15 protein-coding genes are annotated in these 18,784 nt (G+C 67.3%); 5 read left to right on the forward strand and 10 right to left on the reverse strand.

What is annotated here, in order from left to right:
• The first annotated feature begins 9 nt into the window (after window positions 1-9).
• Complete coding sequence (locus ABE464_RS00165) at window positions 10-546, forward strand: GNAT family N-acetyltransferase (RefSeq protein WP_346470243.1); 537 nt, start codon at window positions 10-12, stop codon at window positions 544-546.
• Between the two features lie 34 nt (window positions 547-580).
• Here the strand turns inward: ABE464_RS00165 and ABE464_RS00170 are convergent, their stop codons facing one another.
• The 4 genes from ABE464_RS00170 to ABE464_RS00185 form a co-directional block, all read right to left on the reverse strand.
• Window positions 581-916 carry a DUF3325 domain-containing protein gene (locus ABE464_RS00170; protein WP_346470244.1) on the reverse strand — a complete coding sequence of 112 codons (336 nt, stop codon included), beginning with the start codon at window positions 914-916 and terminating at the stop codon, window positions 581-583.
• Window positions 913-2,529, reverse strand: a complete 1,617-nt coding sequence (locus ABE464_RS00175) for a PepSY-associated TM helix domain-containing protein (RefSeq protein ID WP_070471800.1) — start codon at window positions 2,527-2,529, stop codon at window positions 913-915. The genes ABE464_RS00170 and ABE464_RS00175 overlap by 4 nt, the downstream gene beginning before the upstream one ends.
• Complete coding sequence (locus ABE464_RS00180) at window positions 2,526-2,852, reverse strand: DUF3649 domain-containing protein (RefSeq protein WP_346470677.1); 327 nt, start codon at window positions 2,850-2,852, stop codon at window positions 2,526-2,528. The genes ABE464_RS00175 and ABE464_RS00180 overlap by 4 nt, the downstream gene beginning before the upstream one ends.
• Window positions 2,853-2,967: 115 nt before the next feature.
• Window positions 2,968-5,199 (reverse strand): TonB-dependent siderophore receptor, encoded by a 2,232-nt coding sequence (locus tag ABE464_RS00185; RefSeq protein ID WP_346470245.1) that lies wholly within the window; start codon window positions 5,197-5,199, stop codon window positions 2,968-2,970.
• 391 nt (window positions 5,200-5,590) lie between these two features.
• On the opposite strand from ABE464_RS00185, the gene ABE464_RS00190 reads away from it, so the two are divergent.
• Together ABE464_RS00190 and ABE464_RS00195 are read left to right on the forward strand one after the other, a co-directional pair.
• Window positions 5,591-7,951: a TonB-dependent receptor gene (locus ABE464_RS00190; protein ID WP_346470246.1), complete on the forward strand. Its 2,361-nt coding sequence runs from the start codon at window positions 5,591-5,593 to the stop codon at window positions 7,949-7,951.
• Window positions 7,951-9,246 carry an aminotransferase class V-fold PLP-dependent enzyme gene (locus tag ABE464_RS00195; RefSeq protein ID WP_346470247.1) on the forward strand — a complete coding sequence of 432 codons (1,296 nt, stop codon included), beginning with the start codon at window positions 7,951-7,953 and terminating at the stop codon, window positions 9,244-9,246. The genes ABE464_RS00190 and ABE464_RS00195 overlap by 1 nt, the downstream gene beginning before the upstream one ends.
• Window positions 9,247-9,308: 62 nt before the next feature.
• On the opposite strand, the gene ABE464_RS00200 is transcribed toward ABE464_RS00195, so the two are convergent.
• The 3 genes from ABE464_RS00200 to ABE464_RS00210 form a co-directional block, all read right to left on the reverse strand.
• The gene (locus ABE464_RS00200) at window positions 9,309-10,601 is read right to left on the reverse strand and encodes a DUF445 family protein (protein WP_346470248.1); all 1,293 of its coding nucleotides are present in this window, start codon (window positions 10,599-10,601) and stop codon (window positions 9,309-9,311) included.
• Between the two features lie 67 nt (window positions 10,602-10,668).
• Window positions 10,669-11,559: a plasmid replication/partition related protein gene (locus ABE464_RS00205; protein ID WP_346470249.1), complete on the reverse strand. Its 891-nt coding sequence runs from the start codon at window positions 11,557-11,559 to the stop codon at window positions 10,669-10,671.
• Between the two features lie 79 nt (window positions 11,560-11,638).
• Window positions 11,639-12,991 carry an aspartate aminotransferase family protein gene (locus tag ABE464_RS00210; RefSeq protein WP_346470250.1) on the reverse strand — a complete coding sequence of 451 codons (1,353 nt, stop codon included), beginning with the start codon at window positions 12,989-12,991 and terminating at the stop codon, window positions 11,639-11,641.
• A gap of 114 nt (window positions 12,992-13,105) precedes the next feature.
• Between ABE464_RS00210 and ABE464_RS00215 the strand changes: the two genes are divergently transcribed.
• On the forward strand, window positions 13,106-14,608 hold the full coding sequence (locus ABE464_RS00215) for an aldehyde dehydrogenase (protein WP_346470251.1): 1,503 nt from the start codon (window positions 13,106-13,108) through the stop codon (window positions 14,606-14,608).
• A 6-nt stretch (window positions 14,609-14,614) separates the two neighbouring features.
• Here ABE464_RS00215 and ABE464_RS00220 read toward each other — a convergent pair whose 3' ends face one another.
• On the reverse strand, window positions 14,615-15,247 hold the full coding sequence (locus tag ABE464_RS00220; RefSeq protein WP_346470252.1) for a hypothetical protein: 633 nt from the start codon (window positions 15,245-15,247) through the stop codon (window positions 14,615-14,617).
• Between the two features lie 173 nt (window positions 15,248-15,420).
• On the opposite strand from ABE464_RS00220, the gene ABE464_RS00225 reads away from it, so the two are divergent.
• The gene (locus tag ABE464_RS00225; RefSeq protein WP_346470253.1) at window positions 15,421-16,698 is read left to right on the forward strand and encodes an MFS transporter; all 1,278 of its coding nucleotides are present in this window, start codon (window positions 15,421-15,423) and stop codon (window positions 16,696-16,698) included.
• Here the strand turns inward: ABE464_RS00225 and ABE464_RS00230 are convergent, their stop codons facing one another.
• Window positions 16,699-17,160 carry a bacteriohemerythrin gene (locus ABE464_RS00230; protein WP_265310131.1) on the reverse strand — a complete coding sequence of 154 codons (462 nt, stop codon included), beginning with the start codon at window positions 17,158-17,160 and terminating at the stop codon, window positions 16,699-16,701.
• Window positions 17,161-17,230: 70 nt separating this feature from the next.
• Window positions 17,231-18,577 carry a diguanylate cyclase gene (locus ABE464_RS00235; protein WP_346470254.1) on the reverse strand — a complete coding sequence of 449 codons (1,347 nt, stop codon included), beginning with the start codon at window positions 18,575-18,577 and terminating at the stop codon, window positions 17,231-17,233.
• Between the last annotated feature and the right edge of the window lie 207 nt (window positions 18,578-18,784).

Genomic DNA, 18,784 nt, shown 5'->3' on the forward strand with positions numbered 1-18,784 from the left:
GGGGCTGACATGGACAACAGCCAGCTCCACGCCGACGGGCTGCTGCTGCGGCCGTTCGAGGATACCGACGCCGCCGCGTTCGCAGCGGCGGTGCGTGAGTCGGCCGAGGGCATGCGGCGCTGGATGCCGTGGAGTTCGATCGACTACACCGTGGCGCAGGCGCTGCAGTGGTTCCAGGCCTGCCGGGACGGCTGGGCGGCAGGCACGGCCTGCGAGTACGGGGTATTCAACCGTGACACCGCCGCCTTCGTCGGCGGCGCGGGATTGAACAAGATCCAGCACGATCCCCGGTTCTGCAACCTGGGGTATTGGGTGCGGCAGTCGTGTCGCGGCCAGGGCGTCGCGCCCCGCGTCGTACAGGCGCTGGCCGCCCAGGCATTCGGGCCGCTGGGCCTGCATCGGGTGGAAATCGTCGTGGCCGTGGGCAATCTCGCCAGCGAACGGGTGGCGGTAAAGGCCGGCGCCCTGCGCGAAGGCGTGGCACGCAACCGACTGGTCATCGACGGCCGTCCTGTTGCCGCGCATATGTTTTCACTGGTGCCCTGATCGGCGATCGCGATGCGGCTGCGCAGCTGCTCCCTCAGCGCGCGACCAGTGCCACCGCCAGCCCCACCACCGGCAATGCCCACGCCAGCGGCGCGATCCAGCGCGGACGGTACGGGTACAGCCCGAACGCGATCAGCACCCCGCTGATCGTCAGCGCACCCAGCCACAGCACCGGGCCGATCGCCCAGCCGTGGTCCAGCACGCACAACGCGAATGCGACGGTCAGCAGCGTCCAGCCCACCCAGCGCCATACCCGCATCCGCGCGGGGCTGGCGCCGGCTTTGCCGTGCAGTTCCAGCTGGTGCTTGTCCATTGCCAACGACAGCGCCGTGAACGCCGAAAAGGTCAGCGTGATCGCCAGCAGCATCATGCCGTGGCTCCCGCGGCGGCCGCCTGCTGGCGGCGCTTCTTCTCGGCCGCACTCAGCGGTGGCTGCCAGCGCTGCATGCGATGGCCGCAGTAGGCCAGCATCGCGCCGAAGGCGAGCATGGTCAGATCGAACCCGGCCAGCACCCAGTCACCGGTGCGCAGGGTGACGCCCAGGTGCGCATGCGTGGTGACTGCGTTGACCACGGGAATCAACGCGAACAGCGCGCCGCCCAGATACAGCTGCCACGTCCACATCATCCGCTTGGGCCAGAGGAAACCGGCCAGCAACGCGGCGGCCCAGGCATAGAAGAACGCATTGACCTCGGCGGTGGAGCGCTCGGCCATCTGGACGGGCAGCAAGCGGTTGGCCAGGAAGTAGGTGGCGAAGGCGATTGGCAGGCCGGCTACCGCGCCGATGTTGAGCGCATCGACCAGGCGCAGACCGAAGCCGGTCCTGCCGGACTTGGCGTGCTTGGGCCGTTCCTTCACCGCCCACAGGACCACGCCGCTGGCGACCATCAGGCAGCCGATCAGCCCGGACAGGAAGAACAGCGCACGCAGGCCCCAATCGGCGAAGCGCGCCAGGTGCAGGCCGTACATCACGCCGCGGGTCTGGGTCGCGCCGCCCGAGGCCGGGCTGGCGTCGATCAACTCGCCCGTCACCGCATTGAAGCGCAGCGACGGGGTATCCACCGACAGGCGCTTTCCATCGCGCTGGGTGATGTCCACGATCGCGTTCGCCGCACCCGGGTGATACAGGGTGAAGCCGGCCACGTCCGCACCTTTCCATTCGGCGCGGGCGCTGTCGAGCAGCTGCTGGATCGGCAGCGGCGTGGCGCGTCCTTCCGCCGGCGTGTCGATCTCGGCCAGACGCGCAAAGGCCTCGCTGAAGAACGCCTCCTCATCCTTGGGATAGGCCACGCTCACGCCCCACGGCAGGTACATGAACATCAACGTGACGATGCCGGTGTAGGTGATCATCGCGTGGTACGGCAGCGCCATCACCGCGCTGACGTTGTGGAAATCCAGCCACGACCGCAGGCCCTTTTCCGGGCGGAAGGTGAAGAAGTCCTTGAAGATCTTCTTGTGCGTGATCACGCCGGTGATGATCGCCACCAGCATGAACATCGCGCAGAAACCGACCAGGTAACGCGCCCAGTACACCGGGATGTAGTGCAGGTCGAAATGCAGGCGATAGAAGAAGTCACCGCCGCGGGTTTCGCGTGCAGCGATCTCCTCGCCGGTGTTCGGATCGACGGTGGCATCGCCGAAGCGGCCACCGCCGCGGCGGCGACGCTCGCCTTCCACCGGCGGCTTGACCATCGATTCGGGGTTGCGCCAGAACATGCGCATCGCCGGGTTTCGCGGATCGGGCAGGGTGACGTTCCAGCTCTCGGCCTGCGGGGCCTTGTGCTGCAGGAAGGTCAACGCACGTTCGGCGGCCACGTCGGCGGTGACGCTGCTGCGCGGCAGCTCCGGACGCATCCAGCGGCTGATTTCCTCGCGGTAATAGCTGGCCGTGCCGGCCATGAAGATCAGCAGCAACAGCCAGCCCACCAGCAGGCCGGTCCAGGTATGCAGCCAGGCCATCGACTGGCGGAATCCGTTCTTCATGCGGCCCCCTGCAGCAGGCGGGTGCCGAGCCAGAACAGTGCGGTCGGGATCAGAATGCCGACCCACGCGCGCAGCGCGGTACGGGTAGCGAACGCCCACAGCGCCGCGCAGGCGCACAGCACGATCGCCACCAGCATGCCGGTCAGCACGGCTTGCCCGCGCGCGATCGGCAGCGCGACCGCGAAGAACATCGCGCAGGTCGCGGCCAGCGCGTAGCCGCCGAAGATCGCGGCAAGCGAGCGTGACAACACACCCAGCCATGGGCGGGTGAAGAAGGAGCCAAGACGGTTGAACTTGGCGCTGGCGTGCGGCGTGCTGTCCACGGAAACCTGCTGATCGATCGGGGAACGGGCATCACCGGCCGCAGCCGGTGATGAAGAAAAGTGGCCATCCGTGGCCGTGTTCACTGCGCGTCGCAGTGGTCCCTTGGAGCCGGTGTCAGAGCTTCCAGCGCAGGTTCAACATCACGTTGCGCGGTTCGCCCCAGTACACGCCGTTGTAGAAACCGACGTTGCTGAAGTACTTCTTGTCGAGCAGATTGTTGACGTTGAGCTGCGCGGAGAAACTGTCATTGAAGCGGTAACCGGCGAACACATTGACCAGGTAGAACGCGTCCTGGCTCATCACCGCCGATTCGGTACGGCCACTGGTCGCGTAATCGGCGCGCGGCTTGGTGCTGGTGCGGTAGATCCGGCTCTGCCAGGTCACCCCGCCGCCCAGCGAGAGACGGTTCCACTCACCGCTTGGGCGCCAGCTGGTGTTGAGGCGGAAGGTGTCCACCGGGTTGGCCGTGTTCTGCGCAACGCCGGCCTGGTTGCGGATGTTGGTGTGCGCGAACCCGGCCGACAGGTTCCAGTTCTCGGTCAGGCTGCCTTGGGCTTCCAGTTCCCAACCCTTGACCTTGTTGCCCTTGCCGGTGGAACGGTAGGCACTGGTGCCATCGGGCAGCGAGGCGGCCGGGACCGAGTCGTCGAGCTCGGCGACATTGTCCTTTTCGCCCTTGAACACGGCGGCGGAGGTATTCAGGCGTCCGCCGAAGAACTCACCCTTGACGCCGGCCTCCCACATGTCACCGACCACTGGCTCCAGGTAATCGTTGTTCTTGTCGCGGAAGTTCTGCGGCTGGAAGATATCGGTGTAGCTGGCGTAGGCGCTGAACTGCCTGCTGAAGTCGTAGACCAGGCCGAAATAGGGCGTCAGCGAATCGTCCGGCCTGTAGCCGCCGCGGGTGGTGCCGGTGCGGTTGCCGGCGGCATCATTGCGGTAGGTCCAGCTGCGGGTTTCCCAGCTGCCATAGCGCGCGCCGAGCACGGCCAGCAACGGGTCGGCCAGCTGCAGGCGGGCGGCCACATAGGCGGCCTTCTGCCGGAGCTCGTTCTCCGAGGACAGCCAGTTGTGACGGGTGACCTGCAACGGCGCGACATCACCGGTCCAGCTGCGCCAGTCCGGTACGACGTCATAGCCCGGCGGCTGCGTGAATTCCGCGGCCGGCACTTCGCCCTTGCGAACGGATTGGCCGATGCCGACCACCAGCTCATGCTCACGGCCGAACAGCTGGAACGGGCCGCCGGCGTTGAGGTCGAACACGTTCATTTCGCTGCGCTCCGCAAAATGCGAGAGGTAGGCGAGCACACCGGTACCATCCGGCGCCGGATAGCCCTGGGCGCCGTACCAGACGTCGCCATCGGTGTTGCGCTTGGCCTGGGTCGCGCTGGCCTTCAACGACCAGCCGTTGCCGAGCTGCTGCTCCAGGCGCATGAAGGTGGTCTTTTCCACGATCGGCCAGCTGCTCCAGCTCGCTGACAGGTTGGTCGAGCGCGGCAGGTTGGCCGGTTTGCCGTCCGGGCCCCAGTACGGCACCACGCCCCAGGTCACACCCTTGGTTTCCGGCGACTGGTAGTCATAGCCGACTTCGAACAGGGTGCTGTCGGTCAGGTCGGCCTGCACGATGCCGTAGAACACGTCCTTGTCCAGACGGTACACATCGCGGAAGGAATCGCTCTGCTGCTTGGCGGCGACGAAACGCGCACGCACACGGCCGTCGAGTGCGACCGGGCCGCCGATGTCCGCTTCCAGGCGCTGGTTGCCCCAGCGGCCCAACGTCAGGCCGGCGCTCATCGCCATCTCCTGGGTCGGGCGCTTGCGGACCATGTTGATGGTGCCCGATGGATCACCGGCACCGGTGGTCAGGCCGGTGGCGCCGCGGACCACTTCGATGCGCTCGTAGATCGCGCTGTCGGTGTTGGTCTTGAGCGAGCCACCAAACGTGTTGAGCATCCCGTCGATCTGGAAATTGGTGATGCTGTAGCCACGCGAGATGTAGTTGATGCGCTCCGAATCGGTGACCGATACATGCACGCCGGTGACCTGGCCCATCACGTCGGACAGCGCGTACAGGCCCATGTCATCCAGGCGCTGGCGGGTCAGCACGGTGACCGACTGCGGGGTGTGGCGCAGCGACAGGTTCAATTTGGTAGCAGTACTGGCCTGCTTGACCGTGTAGGAGTTGGGGATTTCGCCGTCGGCGGTCACCTTGATCGTGTCCAGCGTAGTCGCATCGTTCGGCGCGGCCTCGGCGAAGGCGGGCAGTGCCGGCCCGGCGAGGGCAGCAACCAGCGCGATGGCCAACAACGATGGCCGGGACAACGGTGACGCGGACGAACGGGACATGGCAACACTTCCAGTGTGAGAAGACGGCAGCACGCACGCGCAGCGACGCTGCCAGAGGCAGCAGGGCAGGCGGGGCAGCGGATCAGGGGGTGTACACGGGGCGTTGCGCGGGGAAGGCGTGGTGCATCCGGGCGCCGGTTGGCTAGGCGTACAGCCGATCAGTGAATGATAGTCATTATCATTTCGTTAGACAAGCGTCGTGGTGGTGTCAAACGTGGGAAAACGCCGTGCGCTGGCGTATGCATGAAGGTCTGCAAGACGGTCGCCTGCGTGTCACTGCCGGGCAATATCGCGTCAACAGACTGTGAGGATGCCGTGACACCCCGTCGCGGCATCCCCCATCTGTTCGTTTGCGGAGTCGTCAGTGAATCGTTGTGTGCTTGCTGTAGCGGTGTCGTCCCTTCTTACCTTCGCCACGGTCGCCGATGCGCGTGCCGAGGCCGCCCCGGCAGGGAATGCCGCGGCCCCCGCCACCCTGGACACGATGATCGTCACCGGCACGCGCGGCAGCAACCGCACGCAGTTCGACACGCTGGCCCCGGTGGACGTGTTCTCGCAGGAAGATATCCAGGCGATCGAATCCTCCGACCTCAACGACGTGCTGGCCCAGCTGGTGCCGTCGTTCGTGGTCCAGCGCATGCCGATGAATGACGGCCTCGTGTTCGTGCGGCCGGCCACGCTGCGCGGTCTCTCGCCGGACCAGACCCTGGTGCTGGTCAATGGCCGGCGTTTCCACCGTTCGGCGCTGCTGGGCGCGCGCGGTGCGCAGGGCCCGGACCTGGCGCAGATTCCGGTGCACGCGATCCAGCGCATCGAAGTGCTGCGTGATGGCGCGTCGGCGCAGTACGGCTCGGACGCCATCGCCGGGGTGATCAACATCATCCTGGATGACCGCGTGGGCGGGGAGCTGTCGGTGGGCCTGTCCGAATACAGCGAAGGCGACGGGACCGGTCGCAAGATCGGCGGCCGGCACGGCTTCGCGCTGGGTGACAAGGGCAGCCTGTCGCTGTTCGCGGACTGGGACACATCCGATGCGACCTCGCGCAGTCGCCAGCGCGCCGATGCGATCGCCTTCCAGAACGCCCATCCGGATCTGGTCGTGGCCGATCCCGTGCAGCGCTGGGGCCAGCCCGACCTGGAGAACCGTCACTTCGGCTTCAATCTCAATCTGGCCTTGAATGACAGCGTTGACCTCTACGGCTTGGGTCTTTACGGCCACAGCGAAGGCGTCAGCGATTTCAATTGGCGCAATCCCGATGGCACCGCCTCGGTCTACAACCGCAGCCGCGTGTTCCCCGGCTGGGACGCACGCAGCCTGTACCCGACCGGTTTCAGCCCGAAATACGGCAACGAGCAGGACGATCTGCAGGGGGTGCTCGGTCTGCGCGGTTACTGGGGCGAGCGCTGGCGCTGGGATGTGAGTGGCTCCTACGGGCGCAACCGCATCGACTACACGCTGGGCAATTCGATCAACGCCTCGCTCGGTCCGGACAGCCCTACCTCGTTCTACCTCGGCCGCCTTTCGCAGGAGGAGAAGAACCTCAACGCGGATATCGTCTACTCGCTGCCGGTCAGCGCGCTGGCCGCACCGATCAACATCGCCTTCGGTGCGGAAACGCGTGAGGAAACCTACGGCGTGGATGCCGGCGATCCGGCCTCCTATGCGATCGGCCCCGGAGCGGTGACCGGCCTGGCCGGCGGCGCCAACGGTGCCCCGGGCTTCAGCGCGGCCAACGCCGGGCGCTGGAGCCAGCGCAGCCGCGCAGCGTACATCGATGTCGAAGCGTCGTTGACCGCACGGTGGACCGTGGGCGCGGCGACCCGTTACGAGCACTTCTCGGCCTTCGGCGAGAGCGTGGACGGCAAGCTCTCCAGCCGCTTCGAGTTCACGCCGGACCTGGCCGTGCGCGGTTCGGTCTCCACCGGCTTCCGCGCGCCAACCCCCGGCCAGCTCTATACGCAGAGTACCCAGCAGGGCCTGGATACCGTGACCCTGCAGGTGTTCACCACCGGCCGCCTCTCGCCCAGCGATCCGCTGGCGATGCAGCTCGGTGCCCAACCGCTCAAGCCGGAGCAATCGCGCACCGCCTCGTTCGGCCTGACCTGGAAGAACGACCTGGGCTTCTCCGGCTCGGTGGACCTGTACGACATCAAGGTCACCGACCGCTTCAGCCAGTCGGCCTCGTTCGCGGTGCCGGCCGGCGTACCCAACCCGCTGGCGTATACCTCGGTGAGTTTCTACACCAACGATTTCGATACCACCACGCGCGGTGTGGATGTGGTGGCCAGTCATACCACCGCACTCGGCGCGGGACGGCTGAGCACCACCTTGGGCTACAACTACAACCAGACCGAGGTCGACAGTGGCGCGACCGGCGTGGCCACCAATGACAGCCAGCGCCGCATCTTCGAAGAGCGCCTGCCGCGGCAGAAGGCCACGCTGAGCAGCACGTATGCGTGGGGTCGCTTCAGCGTACTCGGCAAGCTGCGATACTACGGGGCATGGACAGACTCTTCGGGCAATGCCACGGGCGATATCTTCCAGCGCTTCGGGGCGATGAGCTTCGTCGATCTGGCGGTGAGCTGGAACGTCACCGAGCAGCAGACGCTGCGGATCGGCGCGGACAACCTGTTCAACCGCTATCCCGACGAGGCCAGCTTCCAGGCCAGCCGTGGCCTGATCTACTCGCGGAACGCGCCGTATGACACCGACGGCCGCAACCTCTACGCCGAATACCGGATCCGTTACTGATGGACCGGCAACGACGACACCTGCTGCGTGGCGCACTGGCCCTGCCAGTCGCCGCGGCACTGTCCGGTACGACCGCCATGGGCGCTGAGCCGATGGCCCTGCCGGCAGTGGGCACGCGCACGCCGGCCGAGCTGGCCGGCGACGAAGGCTGGTGGGCACAGATCCGCGCGCTGTACGACCTCACCGACGAGGTCGTGATGCTGGACAACGGCTACTGGGGCGCGATGGCGCGCCCGGTGCTGCAGGCCTACCAGCAGGCCACCGCTACTGTGAATGCCGGCAATGCCTGGTTCGGGCGGCTCGGATTCCCGCCGCTGTTTGAGCAGGCCCGCGTGCGTCTTGCGCAGGTGCTGGGTGTGGAGACCGACGAGATCGTGCTCACCCGCGGTGCCACCGAGGCGATGCAGGTGCTGATCGGCAGCTACCGAGGGCTGTCGCCGGGCGATGCGGTGATGTACGCCGACACCGACTACGACAGCATGATCAGCGCGATGCAGTGGCTGCAGGCGCGGCGCGGTGTGCAGCCGGTGGCGATCACGCTGCCCGAGCCGTTCGACCACGACAGCATTGTGGAGACCTACCGCCGCGCGCTGGCGGCCAACCCACGCGTGCGCCTGCTGCTGCTGACCCACGTCAACCACCGCAACGGCATGCTGCTGCCGGTGGCCGAGATCGCCGCGATGGCCAGAGCGGCGGGCGTGGAGGTGGTGCTCGATGCGGCGCATGGCATCGGCCAGGTGGATACGCCGCTGCGCGCGCTGGGCGTGGATTTCATCGGGATCAACCTGCACAAGTGGATCGGCGCGCCGGTCGGCGTCGGCGCGGTGTATGTCCGCCGCGGGCGGGTGCGCGATCTGGATCCGTACATGGGCGAGCAGGACCACGACGACATCCGTACCCGGGTGCACACCGGCACGGTCAACTTCGCGGCCTACATGGCGTTGCCGGTCGCGCTGGATCTGCACGAGCGCATCGGCGTGGCCAACAAGCGTGCGCGCCTGCTGCGCCTGCGCAATCAGTGGATGGACGCGTTGCGCGGCGACGAACGCCTCCAGCTGCTCGGCTCGGACGACCCGCGCCTGTCCAGTGCGATCACCTCGTTCCGGCTGCGCGGGCAGACCACGATGCGCGACAACACGGCTACCTCGCAGCGGATGGTCAAGCAGTCCGGCGTGTTCGTGGTGCCGCGCGAAGGGTTGGCTTCCGGCGCGTTCCTGCGGGTGACGCCGGGCATCTTCAGCACGCCGGCGCAGATGGAGGCACTGGTGGCGGCGGTGCGCGCGGTCGCGGGGTGACGCACCCAACGACGCTGGCGGTGTTTCCGCCAGCGTCGTCGGCCGCCGCCGCGGTTATCGCGTTACCAGTGGAACCACACCGTCAGCGCATGCAGGATCACGCCGATCAGACCACCCACCAGGGTGCCGTTGAAGCGGATGAACTGCAGGTCGCGGCCGACACTCAGTTCCAGCTGCTCGACCAGATGCCGTTCATCCCAGCTTTTGACGGTCTGTGCGATGTGTTCGGTCACGCCGCTGCGCAGCCGCGTGGTCAGGCGCTCGGCACCGTCCATCAGGTGCTGGTTCAGCGCTTCGCGCAGTGAGGGGTCGGCCTGCAGCGCCTCGCCCACGGAGGCCAGGCTGCGGCGCAGGTGGCCGGCCAGCGCGGAGTCCTCGCTGGCCAGGTCGGCACGCAGGCTGGCGTGGATGCGCGCCCACAGGCCCTGCACGTATTCCTGCACGGCCGGGTGGTCGATCACCTGCTGTTTGAGCTGTTCCACCTTTTCGGCCAGGGCCGGATCTTCGCGCAGCCGCTGGATGTAATCGCTCAACCAGGTTTCGTAATCGCGCCGCAGCGGATGCTCGGGCTGGGCCAGGATCTGCTGCAGCTCTTCCAGCACCGCATGCGCCAGACGCTCGGCGAGGGTGTCGCCGATCTCATCGATCGGTTTGACCCAATTGACCGTGCTGGCCAGCTTGGGCCACTCGCGCTGGATGTAGCCCACGATCAACGTGGACGCGCGATCTTTGACTTTTTCGTTGCCCAGCCATTCGCTGATACGGGTCAGGCCTTCGTCCAGCACGCGCTGGTGGCGGTTGTCGGCCGTGAGCAGGCCGAGCAGTTCGCCCGCGGTGGCCGCCGCATTCCACTGCCGCAGCTGCTGGATCACAAAGCTCTGGATGCTGCGCCGGACGGCGGCCTCATCGAGGAAGTCCAGTGCCTGCAGCGCCCAGCCGCGCGCCATGTCGGCCAGCATGCGGGCCCGCGCGGGCTCGGCCAGCCAGCTGCCCAGGCGGCTGGCCGGATCGAACACCTGCAGCCGGGCCAGCAGGGCCTGCGGTTCCAGGAACTGGTCGCGCACGAACAGCGCCAGGCTGTCGGCAATGCGGTCCTTGCTGCGCGGGATGATGGCGGTATGCGGAATCGGCAGGCCCAGCGGCCGCCGGAACAGCGCCACCACCGCGAACCAGTCGGCCAGCGCGCCGACCGCGGCGGCTTCGCAGAACGCCGAGACCCAGGCCCAGATGCCGCGTTCGCCATGCCAGTGGCTGACCGCGAAGCCGGCCAGCATCGCCACCAGCATGGCCAGGGCGATCAGTTTGAGCCGGCGCAGTTGGGCGCGGCGCGGGTCGGGAGCGGAAAGGGGCGTCATGCGGGCAGTTTAACGACCCTGGCATGAGCAACAGGTGGTGCCGGCCGGCGGCCGGCACTACACCGGATCAGGCGTCGGCCAGCTCGCTGTCCTGCACCCGCTTGCGCAGCGCGGCCAGCTGCTGACGCAGGGTGTCGTTCTCCAGGGTCAGCGCGATGATGCGCTGGCGCAGCTCGGCCGGGCCTTCGCCCAGCGCGTTGAGCGCGTCAGCAATCTCGGCCGCACGGCTGGGGTCGACCTCGGCGTCGCCATCGGCACTGTGCAGCACCTCCTGCGCAGGCTTGCGCGGCTTGCGCTTGGACTCGCGCACGCGTTTGGCGGCCTGCTTGAGCTCGTCCTTGCCGGCGGCGGCCGCGGCGCGCTGCTCGTCTTCGGGCAGATCGGCCACGGCGGCCGCGGCGCTGATCGAGATCACGCCGGTCTTGACCGCCTCCACCAGCTCCGGCGCGGCCTGCTTGTGGATGCGCTCGATCATCGTCACCTGGCTGCTGCTCAGGCGCGCTTCGCGGGCCATGTCGGCGCGGCTGACCTTCGGCGCGGCCGCCCACGGCGGGCTGTCCTCGTCGCCGGCATCGGCCGGGCCGCTGATCTCGCCATCGCTTTCCTTCTGCAGCTGGGCCTGGTCGGCGCGGTGGCGCTCGGCCAGGATGTCGCGCTTGCGCAGCGCCAGCACGCCGCGCTGGAAATCGGACACGCTGCGGCGCCCCAGGTGCTGTTCGATCATCCACAGGTGGACGTCATCCATCGACTGGAAGCGGGTGTTCTGGATCGTCTGGAACGGCAGGCCGTGCTTCTGGCAGATGCCGTAGCGGTTGTGGCCATCGACCAGCACCTCGCCCCACAGCACCAGCGCATCGCGGCAGCCCTCGGCGAGGATGCTGCGCTCCAGCGCGTCATGCTCGTCCTGCGTCAGCGGGTCGATGTAGGCCTTGAGTTCTTCTTTGACGACAATGTCCATGCAATCCGGTACGCGAGCGAAACGTGACCGACCATTGTAAGGATCGCGGCGGTCGCCGTCGTCGCCGGCGGATTCAGGCTCAGCCGGTGGCGCGGATCATGTCGCCCAGCACGTCCACGATGCGGTCGATGTGGCTGCGCTCCAGGATCAGCGGGGGCGACAGGGCGATCACGTCGCCGGTGCAGCGCACCAGCAGTTGGCCGTCGCGGAAGCAGCGCTCGAACACCTCGTAGCCACGCGCGCCGGGGGCATCCTTGCGCGGCATCAGCTCGACCGCACCGATCAGCCCGAAGTTGCGGATGTCCACCACGTGCGGCAAGCCGCGCAGGCTGTGCAGCCGTTCCTGCCAGTAGTCACCCAACTCGATGGCGCGCTCGAACAGATGCTCCTCGGCGTAGGTATCCAGGGCAGCGAGGGCCGCTGCGCAGGCAAGCGGGTGGCCGGAATAGGTGTAGCCATGAAAGAACTCGATCGCAGCCGCCGGCCCTTGCATGAAGGCGCCGTGGATCGCATCGCTGGCAAGCACTGCGCCCATCGGCACCGCGCCATTGGTCAGCCCCTTGGCCAGGGTCATCAGGTCCGGGGTGACGCCGAAGCGCTGCGCGGCAAAGGCGTTGCCGACCCGGCCGAAACCGGTGATCACCTCATCGAAGACCAGCAGGATGCCGTGCTGGTCGCAGATCTCGCGCAGGCGCTGCAGATAGCCCGGCGCGGGCAGGATCACCCCCGCCGAGCCGGCGATCGGCTCGACGAACACCGCCGCGATGGTGGACGCATCGTGCAGCGCGATCAGGCGTTCCAGATCCTCGGCCAGTTGGGCACCGTGGCGGGGTAGGCCAGGGCTGAAGGCATTGCGCTCCAGATCCAGCGTGTGGCGCAGGAAATCGCTGCCGGCCAACAGGGGTCCAAATGTCTTGCGGTTGTTGGGCAGGCCCCCTATCGACAGGCCGCCGAAGCCGACGCCGTGATAGGCCTTTTCGCGGCCGATGAAGCGGGTACGCTGGCCCTCGCCGCGCAGGCGGTGGTAGGCAAGGGCGATCTTCATCGCGGTGTCGACCGCTTCAGAGCCGGAGTTGGTGAAGAACACGTGGTTCAAGCTGGCCGGTGCCAGCGCGGCGAGGCGCTGGGCCAGCACGAACGGCAATGGCGAGCCCATCTGGAAGGGCGGCGCGAAGTCCAGCGTGGCCGCCTGCTGCTGGATCGCCTGCACGATCCGCGGACGCGCATGGCCGGCGTTGCAGCACCACAGGCCGGCTGCGCCGTCCAGGATCGGACGGTCGTCGACATCGTGGTAATACATGCCCTCGGCGCGCACCAGCAGGCGTGGGGAGGCCTTGAACTGGCGATTGGCGGTGAACGGCATCCAGTACGCCTCCAGGTCCGCCGGCACACTGCTGGACAGGGTCGACAACGACGATTCGGGACGAGGCATGAGGCACTCCGCAGGTGCGCGATGGTCACGACTTTATCGCACTCGCCTCACGTCATCCCGTGACGGTGGCGGGTATAACGGCCTTACCCGAATCAGTGAGCGAGGATGACGCCGATGACCACCGCACGCACCCGCGACGACTGGCAGCGCCAGGCCGATGCACTGACCTTCCAGGGACAGGCCTTCATCGATGGGCGTTACGTCGATACCGCCAGCGGCGCGCGCTACGACTGCGTCAGCCCGATCGACGGGCGCGTTCTGGTCCAGGTGGCCGATGCCGATACGGTGGATGTCGACCGTGCGGTCGCGGCGGCGCGGCGCAGCTTCGACGCGGGCGACTGGTCGCGGGCCGCACCCTCGCACCGCAAGCAGGTGCTGCTGCGGCTGGCCGATCTGGTCGAGCAGCATGCCGATGAGCTTGCGTTGCTGGAAACCCTGGACATGGGCAAGCCGGTGCGCGACGCACGCCAAGGTGATCTGGCCGGCGTTCTGCGTTGCCTGCGCTGGACCGCCGAGGCGGTGGACAAGGTGTATGGCGAAGTCGCCCCGACCGCGCTCGACACGCTGGGCCTGATCACCCGCGAGCCGGTGGGCGTGGTGGCGGTGATCGTGCCGTGGAACTTCCCGCTGCTGATGGCCTCGTGGAAGATCGCGCCGGCCTTGGCGGCGGGCAATTCGGTGGTGCTCAAACCCTCCGAGCGCTCGCCACTGAGCGCCATCCGTCTGGCGGGGCTGGTGGCCGAGGCGGGCGTGCCTGATGGTGTGTTCAACGTGCTGCCGGGCCACGGTGAGCGCACCGGCGAACCGTTGGCGCTGCACATGGATGTGGATGCGCTGGCGTTCACCGGTTCCACCGCCGTGGGGCGCCGGCTGCTGCAGTGTGCGGGCAGATCGAACCTCAAGCGCACCTGGCTGGAGTGCGGTGGCAAGAGCCCGAACCTGGTCTTCGCCGATGCGCCTGATCTGGACAAGGCCGCGCAGGCAGCTGCGACCGCCATCTTCTACAACCAGGGCGAAGTGTGCACGGCCGGCTCGCGCCTGCTGGTGCAGCGCTCGATCAAGGATGCCTTCGTGGCCCGGGTACTGGCGCATGGCCTACATATGCAGCCGCAGCACCCGTTCGAGCCGGACGCCGCGATGGGCGCGCTGGTCGATGAGGTGCACGCGGGCCGGGTGCTGGACTACGTGGCACGCGGCGAGGCCGATGGTGCGCGCCTGCTGTTGGGCGGCAAGCGGCTGGAGGTGGTGCCCGGCGGCAGCTATGTGGAGCCGACGGTGTTCGATGAGGTCGATCCGCAGCACACCATCGCCCGTGAGGAGATCTTCGGGCCGGTGCTGTCGGTGCTCACCTTCGATCGCGAAGATGACGCACTGCACATGGCCAACGATTCCATCTACGGCCTGGCCGCCGGGGTATGGACCCGTGACCTCGGCCGTGCGCACCGGGTGGCACGCGGGCTGCGGGCCGGCAGCGTCTGGGTCAATCAGTGGGATGGCGGTGACATGACCGCGCCGTTCGGCGGCTACAAGCAGTCCGGTATCGGCCGTGACAAATCCCTGCATGCCTTTGACAAGTACACCGAGCTCAAGGCGACCTGGATCCATCTTGGCGGGTGACGCCGGTCAGCAGTCCTGGTCTTGACGGATGAGTGACTCGCGCAGCAGGTCGCGGTCCATCTCATCCACGGCGTTGCGCAGATAGTCGATCTGCTGCCGGGTCAGGCGGCACTGGTCCACCGTATAGCCCGGTGGCCAGGCGCCGATCAGCTGGAAGATGCCATGCACGATCTGCTCAGGGGTCATCCCGGCCTTCATGCGGAAGCGCTTGGGTCTGGGCTGGAACGCCGGGTGCACGTCGCGGTCGCCCAGCACGCGCGGGACCAGCGCGGCGGCATCGATACCGCTCCCCGTCAGCGAGCCCGGCACGCTCAAGTCCAGTGCGGCGCGTGGTGCCTGCGGATCCACCGCCGCAGCATGCGATGCGATGGTGGGCGTGGCCACGCGTGGCGCAGGCAAACGCGGCGAGGCGGCGGGCTGCGGCATGGGGGGCGCGGGAGTCGCCAAGGGTGGCGAAACCGGCGCAGGCGGCGGCCGCGGCAGCCAGTACACTGCCAGGCGGGCCTCTTCCGCAGCGCCGCTGGGGGCCGGTGAATGCAGCAGCACGCCCAGCATCAGCCCGTGCACAACGATCACCACGGCGATGGCGGCGGGCTGCGCCCAGCGCGAGGCGGTGGCACTCTTCCTTGAGGCTGACATCCGGGACCGTCCTGGTAGGGTGACCGCGTTCAGACCCTTTGCCGCCGGGGAAGTTCCTGCCCGATGCGCAGGCCGCCGACCGGGTCACAGGCTGACAGTCTCGTCTGCAACCATCGCGGCAGGCATGGGGTGGGCGTGGCAGAATCCGGCAGCTGCCCTTTTCTGCGTACCCGATGTCCACACCTGCTGTCGCCCCCGTCGTGAACTCTCCCCGCCGCATCCTGTTGGCGAGCCTGATCGGCACCACCATCGAATTCTTCGATTTCTACATCTACGCCACCGCGGCGGTGCTGGTGTTTCCGCACCTGTTCTTCCCGGAGAGCAGTGACGGGGCGGCCATGCTGCAGTCACTGGCGACCTTCGCCGTAGCCTTCATCGCGCGGCCGGTCGGCTCGGCGGTGTTCGGTCACTACGGCGACCGCATCGGGCGCAAGGCCACCCTGGTCGCGGCGCTGCTCACGATGGGCATCTCCACCGTGGCGATCGGCCTGCTGCCCACGCATGCCAGCATCGGGCTGGTGGCACCTGCGCTGCTGGCGCTGTGCCGGTTCGGCCAGGGCCTGGGATTGGGCGGAGAGTGGGGCGGGGCCGTGCTGCTGGCCACCGAGAACGCACCGCCAGGCAAACGCGCCTGGTACGGCATGTTTCCGCAGTTGGGCGCACCGCTGGGCTTCCTGCTTTCGGCCGGTATCTTCCTGCTGCTGGGCCGTGCGATGAGCGACGCCGATTTCCTGCAGTGGGGCTGGCGCGTCCCGTTCCTGGCCAGTTCGCTGCTGGTCGGTATCGGGCTGTGGGTGCGCTTGAACATCCACGAGACCCCGCAGTTCCAGGCCGCACTGGACCGCAACGAGCGGGTCAGACTGCCGATGTGGACGGTGCTGCGCGAGCATCCGCTGACCCTGGTGCTGGGCACGTTGGGGGCGTTCGCCACCTTCGTGCTGTTCTACCTGATGACGGTGTTCACCCTGGGCCATGGCACCACCGTGCTGGGCTACTCGCGCGAGCAGTTCCTGCTGCTGCAGATGGTCGGCATCCTGTTCTTCGCCGCCGGCATCCCGATCTCCGCGTTGTACGGAGATCGCTGGGGCACGCGCCGCACGATGATCGTGGCCAGCGGCCTGATCCTCGCCTTCGGCGTTGTGTTCGCGCCGCTGTTCCAGGCTGGCAGCCCGTGGTTGGTGCTCGGCTTCCTGGCACTGGGGCTGTTCCTGATGGGCCTGACCTACGGGCCATGCGGCACCTTCCTGGCCGAGATCTATCCGGTCCAGGTGCGGTACACGGGCGCCTCGCTCTCGTTCAATCTGGCCGGCATCCTCGGTGCGGCCCCGGCGCCCTATGTGGCGACCTGGCTGGCCGAACGTTATGGCCTCGTCGCGGTGGGCTATTACCTGTGCGTGACCGCGCTGATCACGATCGTGGCCTTGTTGGCGATGGGCCGGCGCGGGCGCTGATCAGCGGAAGAACCGCTTGAGCGTGCGGCCCAGCCAGCCGCCCTGCTGGTGCTCGCGCGCGAACTGATTGAGGTGTTGTTTGACCTGCGGCGCGTAGGCCTTGTCATCGCCCCGGATGTGATTGAACAGCCAGCGCGACAGCATCGTGCGCAGCTCTTCGGTAATGTCCTCGCCCGCCTGGAAGCGCAGCCGGTACTCGCTCACGCGCTTGCCGAAAATCTCATGCACGCGCTTGTGTGCCGAGCAGAAGGGATAGCCGGCTTCCTCCATCAACTCCTCCTCGAAGGCGAAGTGGGACATGGTGTAGTCCACCAGCTCATCGATCACCTCGGCCACGGCCAGCCGCTCCAGGCTCTTCTGGGCGACGTGCAGGTGGTTGAGCATCTCCACGATGCGCATGTGCTGGTGATCGATGACATCGATGCCGATGTTCAGATCGTCCTGCCAGACCAGAAGTGCCATGGTGCGTTCCCCGCGCTGTTCAACTGGGGGCGACTGTAGGCACTCGAACCGGCGGCCGCGTTGATCTCGATCAAAGTACCGGTTCGGGCTCGCGGATCAGTGTGTTCGTGGCGACCGTCGCGCAGTGCACCCGGTTGCGGCCGCCAGCTTTGGCCAGATACAGCTGCCGGTCGGCTTCGGAGATCAGGCGGTGCAGCGAGTCGTGCTGCGGGCGCAGGCAACACAGCCCGATGCTGACCGTCATGCGCAGTGTGGCATGGCCCGCGTCGACCTCCAGCGCCGCGATGGCCTGGCGCAGTTGTTCGAAGTACGCCACTGCGCGGCCCTCGTCCAGGCCCGGCACCAGCAGGCAGAACTCCTCGCCGCCGAAGCGCGCGATCAGATCCTCATGGCGCGCATGCGCAGCCACGGCAGCGGCCACCGCACGCAGCGCATCGTCGCCGGCTTCGTGGCCGTGGGTATCGTTGATGTGCTTGAAGTGGTCGATGTCGATCATCGCCACGGCCACCTGCTCGCCCTCCAGCTGCAGCTGCGGCAGCTGGCGCTGGCTCTGCTCCAGGAAGCAGCGGCGGTTGGGCAGGCCGGTCAGGAAATCGCGGGTGGCCAGGTCCTGCAGCGTGCCGATCAGCTCCAGCTGGTCCACGTTCTGCGACACGCGACAGAAGAATTCCTCGCGTGAGAAAGGCTTGCGCAGGAAGTCGTTGGCGCCGTTCTTGAGGAAGCGGGGAATCAGCGAAGGGTCCGTGTTGCCGGAGATGCCGATCACCGCCAGCTTGTCGCGCGAACGCATCGTGCGCAGGCGGCGGGTGAACTCCACGCCCTCCATGCCCGGCATCTCCTGGTCGACCACCGCCAGCCGGATGGCCGGATGCGCTTCGATCGCCTTGAGCCCGGCAGCGCCATCGGCGGCCTCGTAGACATCATGGCCGTACATGCGCAGCAAGGAGGCGGCGTACATCCGCGCGGACATCGAGTCATCCACCACCAGCGCGGCGATGCGCCGGTTGCGCTCCAGCCGCTGCACCAGCCACACCAGATAATCGATGCTGCCGGGGGTGTTCTTGAGCACGTAATCGATAATCTGCTGCTGCAGCACACGCTTGCGCAGATCCTCGTCGTATACGCCACTGACCACCACGGTAGGCAGCCCGCGCGAGAGGAAGTAGTCCACGACGGTGTCGCGGTCGCCATCGGCCAGCACCAGCCCGGTCAGCACCAGGAACCAGCCCTGTTCCTCATCCAGCAACCGCCCGGCCTCGGCCAGGCTGGTCGCCACCGAGACCGGCAGTTCCAGCCGCTGCTCGATCGCCTCGCGCAGCATGCTGGTGAACGTGCGCGAATTTTCCACCAGCAGGATCCGCTGGGGCAGGGCATCACCGGGGTCGCTGAGAACAGCGCCCTGCAACAGTGCCGGCATGAGGCGTACGCTCGGTTCCGAGGGGGTCGGGACAGATAGCGGCGGTTTCACACGCAACTTTAGGGGGCTATCGCCAGTCGAACGGATGGCCGTAATCCCGCCCTTGTGACAACGCTGCATAAGGACCTTTGACCTGCACCGATTTCGCTCGGCACATGGCGCTGATCAATATCGGCCAATATGCTGGTGGAGCGATTCATTTCCGGG

The sequence above is a fragment of the Stenotrophomonas sp. TWI587 genome, assembly GCF_039674145.1.
Classification (GTDB): Bacteria; Pseudomonadota; Gammaproteobacteria; order Xanthomonadales; family Xanthomonadaceae; genus Stenotrophomonas; species Stenotrophomonas maltophilia_AY.